At 47.3% G+C, this 13,711-nt stretch carries 11 protein-coding genes; 4 read left to right on the top strand and 7 right to left on the bottom strand.

From position 1 onward, the window contains the following. Positions 1–1,281: a 4-aminobutyrate--2-oxoglutarate transaminase gene (gene gabT, locus C9I99_RS25130; protein WP_107351576.1), complete on the top strand. Its 1,281-nt coding sequence runs from the start codon at positions 1–3 to the stop codon at positions 1,279–1,281. Between the two features lie 84 nt (positions 1,282–1,365). On the opposite strand, the gene C9I99_RS25135 is transcribed toward gabT, so the two are convergent. The 3 genes from C9I99_RS25135 to C9I99_RS25150 all read right to left on the bottom strand — a co-directional run bounded on the left by C9I99_RS25135 (position 1,366) and on the right by C9I99_RS25150 (position 4,492). Next, positions 1,366–2,028 carry a DedA family protein gene (locus tag C9I99_RS25135; RefSeq protein ID WP_107351577.1) on the bottom strand — a complete coding sequence of 221 codons (663 nt, stop codon included), beginning with the start codon at positions 2,026–2,028 and terminating at the stop codon, positions 1,366–1,368. 451 nt (positions 2,029–2,479) lie between these two features. Further along, a complete protein-coding gene (locus C9I99_RS25145) occupies positions 2,480–2,953 on the bottom strand; it encodes a hypothetical protein (protein ID WP_107351579.1) in 474 nt (157 codons plus the stop codon). Positions 2,954–3,079: 126 nt separating this feature from the next. Further along, a complete protein-coding gene (locus C9I99_RS25150) occupies positions 3,080–4,492 on the bottom strand; it encodes an FAD-dependent oxidoreductase (protein WP_107351580.1) in 1,413 nt (470 codons plus the stop codon). Positions 4,493–4,958: 466 nt separating this feature from the next. On the opposite strand from C9I99_RS25150, the gene C9I99_RS25160 reads away from it, so the two are divergent. Beyond that, complete coding sequence (locus C9I99_RS25160) at positions 4,959–5,906, top strand: TerC family protein (protein WP_107351582.1); 948 nt, start codon at positions 4,959–4,961, stop codon at positions 5,904–5,906. A 97-nt stretch (positions 5,907–6,003) separates the two neighbouring features. On the opposite strand, the gene C9I99_RS25165 is transcribed toward C9I99_RS25160, so the two are convergent. The 4 genes from C9I99_RS25165 to C9I99_RS25180 all read right to left on the bottom strand — a co-directional run bounded on the left by C9I99_RS25165 (position 6,004) and on the right by C9I99_RS25180 (position 10,950). Beyond that, a complete protein-coding gene (locus C9I99_RS25165; RefSeq protein ID WP_107351583.1) occupies positions 6,004–7,281 on the bottom strand; it encodes a metal-dependent hydrolase family protein in 1,278 nt (425 codons plus the stop codon). Between the two features lie 47 nt (positions 7,282–7,328). After that, the gene (locus C9I99_RS25170; protein ID WP_107351584.1) at positions 7,329–8,810 is read right to left on the bottom strand and encodes a pyridoxal phosphate-dependent decarboxylase family protein; all 1,482 of its coding nucleotides are present in this window, start codon (positions 8,808–8,810) and stop codon (positions 7,329–7,331) included. 144 nt (positions 8,811–8,954) lie between these two features. Beyond that, positions 8,955–9,221 (bottom strand): hypothetical protein, encoded by a 267-nt coding sequence (locus C9I99_RS25175; protein WP_107351585.1) that lies wholly within the window; start codon positions 9,219–9,221, stop codon positions 8,955–8,957. 43 nt (positions 9,222–9,264) lie between these two features. Then, positions 9,265–10,950 (bottom strand): L,D-transpeptidase family protein, encoded by a 1,686-nt coding sequence (locus C9I99_RS25180; protein WP_107351586.1) that lies wholly within the window; start codon positions 10,948–10,950, stop codon positions 9,265–9,267. 320 nt (positions 10,951–11,270) lie between these two features. Between C9I99_RS25180 and C9I99_RS25185 the strand changes: the two genes are divergently transcribed. Both C9I99_RS25185 and C9I99_RS25190 read left to right on the top strand, forming a co-directional pair. Then, positions 11,271–12,818: a YjjI family glycine radical enzyme gene (locus C9I99_RS25185; RefSeq protein ID WP_107351587.1), complete on the top strand. Its 1,548-nt coding sequence runs from the start codon at positions 11,271–11,273 to the stop codon at positions 12,816–12,818. Further along, on the top strand, positions 12,784–13,653 hold the full coding sequence (locus C9I99_RS25190) for a YjjW family glycine radical enzyme activase (RefSeq protein WP_107351588.1): 870 nt from the start codon (positions 12,784–12,786) through the stop codon (positions 13,651–13,653). Before C9I99_RS25185 ends, C9I99_RS25190 begins: the two co-directional genes overlap by 35 nt. Positions 13,654–13,711 lie beyond the last annotated feature (58 nt).

The raw sequence follows: 13,711 nt of genomic DNA on the forward strand, positions 1-13,711 counted from the left end.
ATGAAATCCAATCAAGACCTGCACAATAAAAGACAACAAGTGATCGCCCAAGGCATGGGGGCGCTTTACCCTCTGTATGTGAAAAAGGCTCAAAATGCCATTGTTTGGGATATCGAAGACAATCAGTACATCGATTTTGCTGCTGGTATCGCCGTCAATAACACTGGCCACTCTCACCCTAGGATCACCGAGGCGGTAAAAGCCCAACTTGAGCAATTCTCTCACACCTGCGCAATGGTGACGCCTTACGGCTCTTTTGTCGAACTGGCAGAAAAACTGACTCAACTCGCTCCCGGAGAATCCGAGAAAAAGGCAGTTTTTCTCACCACGGGTGCCGAAGCAGTTGAAAATGCCATTAAGATTGCTCGGGCTCATACCAAGCGAAGCGGGGTGATTGCATTCAAAGGTGGCTTTCACGGCCGCACCAATATGACGATGGGGTTAACGGGGAAAGTTGCACCTTATAAAGCCGGTTTTGGTCCATTCCCCAATGAAATCTACCACGCACCATACCCAAATGCGTTCCATGGCATTTCCGTTGATGACAGCTTAAACGCGATTGAAGATCTCTTTAGCTGTGATATTGAGCCAAACCGTGTCGCCGCCATTATCTTTGAGCCCGTACAAGGTGAAGGTGGGTTCTATCAAGCTCCAGCCGAGTTTGCCCAACGTGTTCGAGCCTTATGTGATCAACACGGTATCGTATTAATAGCCGATGAAATACAAACTGGCTTTGCCCGCACCGGGAAATTGTTTGCAACGGAATACTTAGATATTGAGCCAGACTTAATGACGATGGCGAAGGGCATTGCTGGCGGCTTCCCTATCTCGGCCGTTGTCGGCAAGACCGCAATCATGGATGCAGCCCTACCCGGCGGTTTGGGCGGAACTTATGCCGGCTCTCCACTGGGTTGTGTCGCAGGATTGGAAGTACTGAAGATCATTGAAGAAGAGCAGCTTTGCCGCAAGGCACTGGATATTGGCGAAATTGTCTCCGCCAAACTAGCGACGATTCGCTCCAAAGTCAGCAGCATTGGTGATGTACGTACGCTTGGTGCAATGATTGCCATTGAGTTTACAGACCCAACGTCAGGTAAGCCGCTACCCGAACTCACGAAAGCCGTTATCAGTAAGGCACAAGATGCTGGTCTTATCCTTCTATCATGCGGTGTTAAAGGTAACGTCATCAGGCTTCTTCCACCTCTGACCATAGAAACCGATGTATTGAATGAAGGACTGAATAAGCTTGAAGCGATCTTACTCGATTGCGCTAGCGAGTAAGCTATACCTTAACCCAGAGCGAATAAGAACGAAACACCGGATGCCCTTGACCAAAAAGGCATCACGGTGTTTCGCTTTTTTCATTTATCGCTGCGGCTGACGGTATGTCACATAGCGTGACTTAACCATCCGGTACACCAAGCCAACAATCGCCGATATCATCAAGGTGAAACTTAACATTACCAAACCTTTGGTCAGGATCTGCTGGTATTCACTTAGCATCGGGCTAAGCATCACCCACTTACCAACAAGCAACAAAATCAGACACCAGATCAACGAACTCATGGTGCTAATCAGTACCATACGCCAGGCACTCAGCTTGGCGATACCCATCAGCATAGGGGTTAACACCCTAACAAAAGGCACAAAACGCGAAATAAACAGTGACAGGAAACCATACTTGTTCAGCAGTCGCCGTGCTTTCGGCAAAGATTCCTGCGGTAACATGCGTTCAAGCCAATTAACAAAGCCGGTTCGGTGTAGCACTCGCCCCTGAAGATAGCCGATAAACCCGCCCAACGTAGCCGCAAAACACAGTGCCGCTACCGTGGTAGGAAAATCTAAAATCCCGAGCCCTATCATGCCACCGGCAAACAATACCAGCCCATCACCGGGTAATGGCAAAAACACGAAGCTCGATTCTAAAAGCAAGATCACCGTCAGTAACAACAGAAACCATTGCAATGAACTCACTTGCTGTAGAGTTTCAAAATCATGATGCCATATAGCCAATAACATCTCTTGCATATATTACTCCAAACGTAACTACCGGCACTTCCGGCGTTCTTGACTGCCATATTGACAGCAGATACCCATTAATTATTTATTTCGCCACCGCGAACGTTTCCAAACATCAAATCCACTAACATTCGAGAAGCTAAATTCCCTTCCTGATTAACTTTCATCTCATTCAACCTATGTTCGATGTACTCATTCACCTTCAGTGAAGAATGTATGATGGGTGAACTCGGCCTGCTAACTACAACCAGCAGCAACGCAATCAGAATTAACACGATAGATCTCCAGTTGGAGATAACTCTTTTAACTCGTTGAGAAGGACATGTACCGTCCATCGCATAACCCTTATTTAGAGAACCCCTATTTACAGGCGCTCTTTTATACAAGAGGCAGTGGTGATCAATCACGATCATCCACAGATACACTTTGTTAACTTAAATAAGATAGGGAACTAAGCGGATTAACCGAAGCGGTGGCTATAGAGTAAATTGCCCTCTTTCCAACCGGAAAGACGGTGGTGGCTTGAGGTAATTTCACTGATCCAGTGAGATTGGAATGGAGGTAGCACCGAAGGAGTCAGTGCCATCATCATTAGGGATGGAGGGGCTAGCTCAGTCACCAATACATAATCAGGAGAGATCCCCATACTGGCACACTGATCCACGCTTTTCAGACGACGAAGTGCGTTGAAAATATAAGACCCACGCTTCTCGTCAAAGACTGAGCGATCATCATCTTGGGTAATGATTGTCACTTCCGAGGGGGGCACTTGCCAACTGATCTCGGCCAATCCGATTAAGCCAGTCGCTGGCTGGACAGAAGTGGCTGGACAAAACAGGGCGTCATTGAACGACTCGATATGCTGCGCCATCGCGGTGTTTACACACAACGATAATACGAACAGACATATTGTGTAGAGACGCTTAATCAACATACAACCTACCCAAGGTAATTACTCGTGACATTATAAGCTGCCCAATGAAACTGAAAAGCAATTAATAGCAGGTTGTGTTACAAGTTATGTCACCTAATGAGAATAACCTCGTTTAATTCTGACTCATCAACCCTTATCCGCCTTACCTGCGGCATCGGCAAACTTGGCCAACTGCTTATCAACCCATGCTGGCTTTTGTTCGGCATCTTCAGCCGCTTCTTTGCGACGGATCGCATTACGCACTATCATTGCACCGGTCCAGCGGATCGGCTCAGGTGGGAAGTAACCTTTCGGGCCTGATACCAAGCCGCATTCAGTCCACTTATTTTGCTGCTCTTGCACCATGGACGAGAGGATTTTACCGCCTATCCAAGTTTGTGCGACACCATTGCCCGAATAACCCAAACCATAAACAATGTCTTTATTCTGCTTGAGCTGACCGAAAAATGGCATACCGGTTACCGAACGATCTGATGCCCCCGTCCATGTCGCTGCGAATGATTGCTCAGCCAGTGATGGGAAAAAGCGATTAAAAGCACTTCGCAGCAATGATTGATAGCGGCTTGGCTGATCAAATACCTTGCTGATGCGGTTAGCAAACGAGAAATAGTTGCCGCCTTTACCCAGCATCAACCGTCCATCCGGGGTCGAGCGGTAGTAATGAACAAACGTTCGCGAATCAACAATCGTCTTACCGTCTTTCAGCCCCATTTCATCTAGCTTCTCTGGGATCGGCTTGGTGATAGCCATATCAGACGAAACCAGTACCACACTACGCTTGAATTCAGGAAACTGTTCTAGCATCCAGGCATTGAGGGCCAATACTACTTTTTTAGCAAAGATATCCGCTTGTGGTGTCGTGATGGTAATTGGAACTTCAGTGTTGATATCCTCCATTGGGGTATTTTCATACACCTTTACCCCTAAACTTTCTGCGACACGTTTCAGTCCTCGAGCCAACATCGCAGGCTGGACACTGGCTGCCGCCGGTGAGTAGTACCCTTCACTGTGGATTTTTGATCCTGCATCTAATTGGACTTTATCTTTTTCCCACGCTTGCCAGCTATTGATATCCTGCTTGTTCAGTGCGTGTAAGACACCTACCATCGAGCCCTCTTGGGCAGTGTTCGTCGCAGTATACAAAGTGCCATGGCGACGCAGCTGGGCATCGATATCGTGCTCATTGCAGAACGCTTCGATTTCATAAATCGCTTGCTCTGAGGCCGAGACCAGTTGAGCGGCCTTCTCTTCGCCATAAAGTTTTTTCATCGACAGATATTTGGTCGACCATGTCAACATGCAGCCACCGTTTCGACCCGATGCACCGCTGCCGCACAATCCCTTATCGATCACAACAATATCCAAATCTGGCTGCGTTTGCTTCAAATTAATCGCCGTCCACAAACCAGTGTAACCGCCGCCGACAATACAGACGTCGGTTTGGATATCATTCTTTAATACATGGGGTTGGGCTAAAACTTCAATGCCCATCGCCTGAGCAAACCAATATGGTTGGAAGTTATCATTGTCCTTGAGCATTATTCACCACCTATCTTGGTATAGACCAAACTGACAAGGATAAATTAACGCGCATCTATGAAAGCTTTATGACAAAGAAAGTAAATATCCAAGTTACTTCAAATAGCCAGATACAGAGCAACTTGAAGCCACTTCGAGATAATAAATTTACTTTTTATGTATTCGGCGTAAATTATCACTAGCGCATTGTGAAATTTGCTTTTAGAATGCGCCTGCTTTGGGGAGTAGTCACCAATTGTTCGTCTGTCGTCATCTCGAAGTCTTAGACTTCCGGCAGCCGAGGGTGGATTTGTAGCACCAGCCCTACACCATCCTGACGAGACCAACGCCATTAATCATGCACATCCGTGCAGGGTTATCTTTATTTGCCTATGGGTAAATAAGTAGCCCATGACATTAATGCGCGAAAGGTCTGGTCTCTCCTGATCCTGCCCTTTCGCGCACTCGATCGTGAAAGGAGTAAACTATGAGCCTTTTGAGCTATGAAGGGTTCGCTGTTCTAACCATCTTTATGTTGGCGCTGGACTTGTATCAAACCCGCGGCGGTAAAATCACCATCAAAAAAGCAGCTCTGTGGAGTGTGTTTTGGGTAATGTTGGCTTTGGCCTTCAATGTGGTTATCTACCTGTACTGGCCTTTGATGGCACCAGAAAGCAGCTATACCAACAGTGAAGCAGCAACAGCCTTCTTAACCGGTTACTTGCTCGAAAAATCCTTGAGTGTCGACAACCTGTTTGTCTTCGCATTGATTTTCAGCCAATTTGCCGTGCCTGAAGCGATTCGTCCTAGAGTGTTGATGCTGGGTGTTGTTGGTGCGTTGATCCTGCGCGCTATCATGATCGCAGTAGGTGCAGAATTACTTACCCAGTTCCACTGGATATTGTATCTGTTTGCGGCATTCTTGCTGTATACCGGTTACAAGTTGTGGCGCGAAGACGAAGAAGAACAAGAAGACTTTTCCCAGTCGCTACCCGTGCGCATGGTGAAAAAATGCTTCCGAGTCTCTGATGAATACAGAGATCACAAGTTCTTCGTTAAAGACAATAAAGGTTGGATTGCGACGCCGTTGTTGATTGTGATCGCGGTGATCGCCTTGACCGATGTCATGTTTGCTCTTGATTCGATTCCTGCAATCTTCGCGGTAACCAAAGAGCCGTTCCTGGTCATGACAGCTAACGTGTTCGCCCTGCTCGGCCTGCGCTCACTGTACTTCGTACTGGAAGGCATGTTGACCCGGTTCTGCTACCTACGTCCGGCACTGGCTTTCATCTTGAGCTTTATCGGTATCAAGATGCTGCTTATGGAAACCAGTTATGCCATTCCAACACCTGTTTCCCTGGGTGTGATTGTGTTGTCCATCAGCACGGCGATTATCGGCTCACTATGGAAGACCCGAGAGCTGAAAGTATCATAACCGCTTAACTATCCTGCCTATCTCAAGGTTTGATAGCCAAATAGATAAAGCCGCTCGTGAAAACACGGGCGGCTTTTGCTTTATAGGGGCCCTACCTTTATAAAGACTCGCGGGTATCTTTGTAGATCGTCCCGCCCTTCATCACCACTTTGATGTTGTCAGGGTTGGCCAGAATATCCAGATCTGCAACAGGATTACCCTTCACAAATAGCATATCGGCAAAGGCCCCTGAACACAGTACCCCCAGCTTTGCTTCTGGATACGGATCCAACAGCCCGGACAATTTCAACAATTCTCCAGTATCCGAGGTGGCTTGCTTGATCCCTCTGAACGAACCGAAATATTTCTTACGGGCCGAGAACTCCATGTTCTGTTTGGCATGCACCTCTGGCGTTCCTACCAAGTCCGTACCGAAGGCACACTTCAAGCCGTACTTGTCGACTAACTCAGCCTGCTTGAGCAAGCCTTTACCGACACGTTCGGTCTTCTGGTACAAGATTTCGCTGCCAAGCGGGATCTGTCGGTTTGCAATTAGCTCTGCCGTCGCATATTGCGGTACCACCCAAATATCTTTATCGAGGCACATACTGGCAACTTCATCATCCATAAACGTGGCGTGCTCCAACGACTTCACCCCTTCCTCAATCGCGATTTTCATTGCCGGCTGAGCATGGATATGACTACAGACATACGACCCGTAATTTGTCACGGTTTCAACGATGGCTCGCAGTTCATCACGGGTGTATTGGATCGTATCCAGTGGGTCGAACAATGACGAAGCGCCGCCCCCGCCGAAGACCTTGATTTGCGATGCACCTTTGAATATTTGATCACGGGTGCGCTTCAAGCACTCTGGCACACCATCAGCCAGAATCAGATGCCCCTGGCGCATAAAGCTGGAATCTTCGATGCCGCGATTGAAGTTTGAACGCTGCGCACGGTTCTGGCGATAGTCCGCATGACCACAAGTTTGCGAGATCCCCGCATAACTCGGGTAAATCCTTGGCCCCGGCACAAAACCATTGTCGATGCTTTGCTTAAGGCCATAACAGTTACTGCCAACATCACGCACCGAGGTAAAACCGCGCTCCAGCATCTCCTTGGCAATCACTGTCGAACGGACAGCCACTTCTTCCTGCGTCATCAGATCAATCTTGTCGAAGCTATCAGACAGTGCGATATGGGTATGGGCATCTATCAGCCCCGGTATGACCGTATAGCCCGTCGCATCGACCGTCTGATCAACCTCTTCAAGTACGGCTTCGTATTGGTAGATTTTAGCAATGACCCCATCTTCCACCAACAGGCTGCATTCATGGCGTAACGCTTCATTCTCCCCGTCAAACAAGGAAGCATTTTTAACTAATACTTTCATCTCTTTTCCACCTTAAGCTCTTAAAAACCACAACCCAGAAACGTTATTCAGCACTCAGCATGCTCTAATACCCCAGCGTGTTTTTGCTTGGTACTCTTTTCGAAAAGCGCACGCTCAATATCAAAAGCGGCGATAATTTTCTCTGCCGAAAGGTCAATATCCTGCTCGTTGGTATGGCAGCTCAACACCGAGAACAACATGGTCTTCAGCCCTTTGTAGCCAGATGTGGACGGATAACAGAAACCTTCCTGCTGCAAGCGGTGTACCACGCGCTCGGTGAGCTGGTTGCGCTGTTCGTCGTTGCCCGTTCCGAATTGGGCTGAGAAGCGGTTAGAGACCACATCATTCAGAATGGTGATCCCCTCGACGGCACGTAACTTATCGGCCATGCGCTGGGCAAGCTCACAGCAATTATCAAGATGTTGTTCAATGCCTGATTTACCCAGTGCTTTAATTGCCGCATACACCGGTACCCCGCGGGCACGACGAGAAGCGGAAATACCAAAGTTGATCGCATTGCGATCCGGTTTGGCCATCGCGTCATTGAGGTAGTCCCCCATGTTGCTGCCGCCCATGGCACAGGCCAACGCCGATGCATCCTTTACAATGACCAGACCGCAGTCATAAGGCATGTTGAACCACTTGTGACCGTCGGTATCGATGGAGTCTACTCGCTCAATACCCTTAACCAGGTATTTCTGCTTGTCACTTACTGCCGCCCACAGCCCAATAGCACCGTCCACATGCAGCCATGCATTTGGATGACTCTCAACAGCATCAGCCAGTGCATCAAACGGGTCGAAGGCACCAGAGTCGATACATCCGGCTTGCGCACAAACAAGCGTTGGCCCTTCGCAACGAGACAGGACTTCTGGGATATGATCCTCAATGATCCGGAGGTTATCGTCAGTCGGAATAGTATGGATATCTTCAAGGCCAATGCCGATCATCGACAGAGCACGCTTAATGGTAGAGTGAATTTGATCACTCACGACAACATTAATACGTGGCGCACCGTACAGACCTTGCTTGGCGACATCCCAACCAGCACGCTGAAGCAGTGTATTGCGCGCAGTGATCAATGCAGTATAAATTGCTTCCTGAGCACCAGATGTAAAACCAAGGCCGGCCTGCTGAGACAAACCGAGTAGCTCCAGCACCCACTCAGCCGCCGTTTCTTCAACAATCGCCATCGAAGGGCTAGATACATAGTAAGGAACATTTTGATCCCAAGCACTCACAAGCCAGTCGGCTGCCATGGACACAGGGAACGAGCTACCAATGGCATAGCCAAAGAATCGCGGGCCACCAGAGCCAATCAAACCTTGCTCAACATTAACCGCTAACTGGTTAAGCACGGTATCAGGGCAGCTAGGCGACATCGGCAAGTCTCCTCCAATGGCCTGGCGCAGTACATCGGATGTCACATGCTTATCAACAGGACGCTCTGGCAACGATTCCAGGTAATTCACGGCGTGGTCTAGAGATTGGTTAAGTAGCTGACGGTACTGGTTAAACTGATGAGACATAGCTTAGCTCCTCTTCGTTTCGGCTATGTCACTACGGTACGTTTTCTATCAGTTAGATATTTACCAATTCACGCCAAAAAAGATAAACACAAGCTTGTGCCAACCATTATCGCCATTTTGCTAATTGGCGATGCCTTGGGCTCATCAATGTCCAACAAAACTAAACATACATAAAATGAAGGGAAGGCTTGCGACAATTCGTGCAACCTTTATCGCATTTTCATTCAGCCGCTCGGATTGCAATTCGATGTCTAGTATCATCTTGTCTTCAGAAGGTGTGGTGTCAACCAGAGGCCTTTCTTCAACCACAGGTATCGATTTTTGTTTGATTTTATCAATCGCGACTTTTGCCTTAATATCGCCTTCCAGCAATGCTCTCTCAACTAATTCATGGACTCTGTTGCTTAACATCGCCTTGACCCAGCCTCATGCGTTGATATGCCTAGGGTAGACACTACTGCCTATAGTTTTTAACCGTTGAGTATTTCAACTTTACCGGGCGTTTAATCGGCCTGTCATAACCATAAATATCTTCCCGTAGCTGCAACTGGTTGTTCTTATCAACCCAAGCGGTCACATAGGTCACATCCACATCAATCCTACGCGGTAGTGTAATGGTGTCGGTACGTCTGTCACTCACCAGTTGCTGATAGTTACGCCAACCTGGACGCTGTTGGTAATCCAACACATATTCAGCCAGTTCAGCCGCCTTTTCTACCCGTACACAACCGGAGCTGAGATTACGTTTGGCTTTGTTGAATAGGCCTCGGGATGGTGTGTCATGCAGATAGACCGAATAATCATTGGGCATTAAGAACTTCACATTACCTAAGGCATTGCCTCTGCCTGGTTTTTGCATAAATTCATAGGGAAAAGTATGGGGGTTTACGCTGCTCCACTCCACCAACTCTGGGGAGATTTCTGTCCGATCCCGCCAACTGCGGATCATTGTCAGGTTCTTCTGCTGTAAGTAGTCTGGTGATGCCTTCATTCCCGGGATCACATCTTTCTTTTTAATGGTTTCTGGCACATTCCAGCGCGGGTTCACCACCATGATATTCATGGAAGAGGAGAATAAATTGGTTGGCCTTGTTGTTCGCCCGACAATAACCTTGGATTCAAAGACCACTTCCTTGTTATGAGTGATCTGCAATCGGTAATCCGGAATGTTTACCCTGATAGTCGGACGCTCTTCCCCTGTTGCGCCAAGCTGGTTACGGTAGTGATTCAACGCAATTAAGCGCGCAACTTCTGCATAAGGCAAGGCGATTTGTCGTGATGTTGCAGGTCCAATGACACCGTCATCCTCCAAACCATTTCTTAGCTGAAAGCGCCTGATCGCTTGATTAACAACATCAATATTTGCAATAGAGTACTGACGCCGAACCCTCAAGTAATCATCGACATCTATATCCCCATAAGTGTTGAGTACATCTAACAGTGCGTGCCCATTGGGAATAACTTGCCCCTGCTTAACGACACCTCGTTTTGAAGGGGTATAAGTGTGAGGTGGGATATCATTAAGGGATTGTGCTAGACGAATGGCCGCTTGAACCGATGAAGGGAGTATCAGTTCGGCATAGAGTTGATTAAAGAAACGGGCCTGCTCTAAATCATAATAACCAAGTTCATTTGTATAATCAGCGATATCGCTATTACTTAACGGCTGAAGGTTCTGATGGCGGAACAGTATCGTCGGTTTGCTTGTAATGCCTTGTACTATCGCTTTTATAACCAGATAGCTATCTGTCGCCAGAATATCAAATCCTCGCTGATCACTATCACGTTCTAACGCTTTCAATTCAGATATCCGTTGATTGGCTCCTGCTAACAAACCAGACAGGTGAAGAGTCGCAAGCTTTATATACAAACCATGGCGCAACTCATCATCATCCCAAATGGGTAAAAACCCATTGTTTTTATAGACCTTACTTATCAGGCCATCGAAACAGACCGAGCTAGTCGATAGAGGACAAAGAGCTTGTGAGCTATGGACAGTAACCGACTCTAATAAAGAATAATCCAGCCTTACATCCGTGTTAACTGGCTGTGCACAAATGGCATTAACAATTAGGAAGTTACCCAATACGAAGGCAATGTTTATTGATGGCGTTTTATTTCTTTTATTAGCGCAAAACATCACGAATTCCCGATCAATTAAAACAACGTTGCTCCTGCTACCAGCATCGCAACCTCAAACAAATTCGTTTTTGCTTCATCCCTGTATATCAAGTTTTAGTCAAAAAATTGACAAACCTGCAAGTTTTGACAATAAAAATTAACGTAAAAACAGACGAGTTCCACTTAAGCAATTCATATTAAGCACAATATTTTTTTAGACCTTAAAAATCGAGAAAGTGTGATAAGACAGGTCTTCTTTCCAAAATGGAAATCGTAAATTAACTTCTTTTCACTTCAAGAAATCGGTTCGCAGATTTATCTTATAACCATAGTTCAAACATGGTTAATAACATGAGCATTCAAGACAAATTCAAGCAGATCATCCAAGATCCAACGCTTTCTCCCAAGCAAAAAAGCCAATACCTTGCATTGGAAGCCGATGCCAGCCTACCCTATCTCGATATATCAGAGTCAGTTCACGCCGCCATTGAAGAGAATATCTTGTGTGACATGTTTGAAGGAAATGCGCCATTCAAACCACGTTACGTTCTGCCGGATTACGCCAAGTTTCTACAACAAGGTTGTGAATATCTTGAACTGCCACCAGCGACAGATTTCGATGAAGCGCTAAACCACCTGTCGATTATCTACCACCATGTACCATCGGTTACCAATATTCCCGTTTACCTTGGTCAGCTTGATGATGTCTTGATGCCTTTCACTAACGGTCTCGACGAAGACACCATTTATCGTAAACTTCGTCTTTTCTGGATCATGCTGGATCGCACCCTGCCAGATGCCTTTATGCATGTGAACATTGGCCCGACCGACAACATTATCTGCCGCACTATTTTACGTGTTGATGCAGAGCTCAAACAAGTCGCGCCTAACTTAACCTTTATGTACGATCCTGCGATCACGCCAGACGATCTATTGCGTCAAGCCAGCCATAACATCTGTGAGTGCAGTAAGCCACATATCGCCAACTACCCTGTTCATGCCAACGCTTATGACAACAGTGGTTTTGGCATAGTCAGTTGCTACAACTCTTTACCATTAGCAGGTGGTGCTAACACACTGGTTCGTATGAATCTTAAAGAAGTGGCTCGAAAAGCATCATCTAGTGAAGAGTTCTTTCGTACCATCCTGCCAAGCTACTGCCAAACCATGTTCGAGTTGATCGAGGCACGTTCGGCTTATTTACATGAAGAGTCCGGCTTCTTTAGCAGTTTCTTAGTGCAAGAAGGCTTCATTGACGAAAGCCGATTTGCGCCGATGTTTGGCATCTATGGTATGGCAGAAGCGGTTAATACCCTGCTTGAGAAAGACGAGAAAAATGGCGAATACGGCCACCAGCCAGAAGCAAATGCGCTGGGCCATCGTATATCGAAAACACTGAGTGACATTGTCACTTCAACACCGGTGAAATATGGTTATAACGGTCGTGCCCTACTCCATGCTCAAGGTGGGATCAGCCTAGATGAGGATGTGACCCCAGGTGTTCGTATTCCATATGGTACCGAACCTGATCCGGTAAGCCACATCCAAGCCCTAGCAGAGCATCACCAATATTACACGTCTGGCATTAGCGATATTCTGACCATTGATGAAACGGTCAAATCGAACCCTGAAGCCATGTACCAGCTTTGTAAGGGCGCGTTAGCTATCGGCTTCCGTGAATTTACCGCCAATGTGCACTCTAACGATTTGGTACGTGTAACAGGTTATATGATCAAGCTTTCAGATATTGCCAAGTTCAAAGAACAAGGCTCTCGCACCAATACCACAGGACTTGGCGCAGAAGCGGCCGCCAATACTGGTATCCTTAATCGAAAACCACGAGTTGTGAGCCATGAGCAAGCGCCGCGCTACTGCGACAGTCAGTAAGATCCTTACCTTCTCGTGTGTCGACGGGCCTGGCAACAGGCTCGTCATCTTCCTGCAAGGGTGCAATTACCAATGCAAGAATTGCCATAACCCGCACACTATCGGAGTATGCAATGACTGCGGTGATTGTGTTGCGCCTTGCCCAAGCAACGCGCTTTCGATGCAGAAAGGTAACGTTACATGGCAGGCAGAACTCTGTACTCAGTGCGATCGCTGCTTGGAAGTCTGCCCTAACCAATCCAACCCCAAAACCCAGCAAATGGGGGTTGAAGACATATTACAACTCGTTCGAAAACATCAGCTGTTCTTGTCTGGCATTACCATCAGTGGTGGTGAAGCGACACTGCAACTGCCTTTCATTGTTGAGCTATTTAATGCCATCAAAGCAGACTCTGGGCTTCAGCACTTAACCTGCATGGTTGATAGCAACGGCAGCCTAAGCGTGACCGGGTGGGAAAAGCTCCTGCCTGTATTGGATGGCGCTATGATTGACCTGAAAGCTTGGCAAGAAGAGACTCATCTATGGCTAACAGGACGCAGCCATCACCGGGTGATACAATCTATTAAGCTGCTGAGCCGCCATGATAAATTAGAAGAAGTGCGTCTCTTGCATATTCCAGGTATCACTGATTTCGAACATGAGATCGATGCAATCAGCCACTATTTGATCTCTCTGCCGGAACGAACGGTCATTAGGCTGAATGCGTTTCAGCATCACGGTGTAACCGGTCAGGCTCTTAAATGGGAACCATGCAATGGTGGACAGATCAAAGCGTTTGCAGAGCAACTCACCACCCGTGGACTGAGTGTGTTATATCGCGAGCCTCTAGGTTAGCTCGGCCAGTCGCGCCTCTCCCACCTTAAGGTTATATAAAGCAACCAAATAGGTGGGA

Origin of the sequence: Photobacterium lutimaris, from assembly GCF_003025555.1 — a bacterium.
Classification (GTDB): Bacteria; Pseudomonadota; Gammaproteobacteria; order Enterobacterales; family Vibrionaceae; genus Photobacterium; species Photobacterium lutimaris.

What these genes read in the sequence shown, in the direction of transcription:
- gabT (WP_107351576.1), top strand. Translation starts at nt 1, where the DNA reads ATGAAATCCAATCAAGACCTGCACAATAAAAGACAACAAGTGATCGCC.
- C9I99_RS25135 (WP_107351577.1), bottom strand. Translation starts at nt 2,028, where the DNA reads ATGCAAGAGATGTTATTGGCTATATGGCATCATGATTTTGAAACTCTA.
- C9I99_RS25145 (WP_107351579.1), bottom strand. Translation starts at nt 2,953, where the DNA reads ATGTTGATTAAGCGTCTCTACACAATATGTCTGTTCGTATTATCGTTG.
- C9I99_RS25150 (WP_107351580.1), bottom strand. Translation starts at nt 4,492, where the DNA reads ATGCTCAAGGACAATGATAACTTCCAACCATATTGGTTTGCTCAGGCG.
- C9I99_RS25160 (WP_107351582.1), top strand. Translation starts at nt 4,959, where the DNA reads ATGAGCCTTTTGAGCTATGAAGGGTTCGCTGTTCTAACCATCTTTATG.
- C9I99_RS25165 (WP_107351583.1), bottom strand. Translation starts at nt 7,281, where the DNA reads ATGAAAGTATTAGTTAAAAATGCTTCCTTGTTTGACGGGGAGAATGAA.
- C9I99_RS25170 (WP_107351584.1), bottom strand. Translation starts at nt 8,810, where the DNA reads ATGTCTCATCAGTTTAACCAGTACCGTCAGCTACTTAACCAATCTCTA.
- C9I99_RS25175 (WP_107351585.1), bottom strand. Translation starts at nt 9,221, where the DNA reads ATGTTAAGCAACAGAGTCCATGAATTAGTTGAGAGAGCATTGCTGGAA.
- C9I99_RS25180 (WP_107351586.1), bottom strand. Translation starts at nt 10,950, where the DNA reads ATGTTTTGCGCTAATAAAAGAAATAAAACGCCATCAATAAACATTGCC.
- C9I99_RS25185 (WP_107351587.1), top strand. Translation starts at nt 11,271, where the DNA reads ATGGTTAATAACATGAGCATTCAAGACAAATTCAAGCAGATCATCCAA.
- C9I99_RS25190 (WP_107351588.1), top strand. Translation starts at nt 12,784, where the DNA reads ATGAGCAAGCGCCGCGCTACTGCGACAGTCAGTAAGATCCTTACCTTC.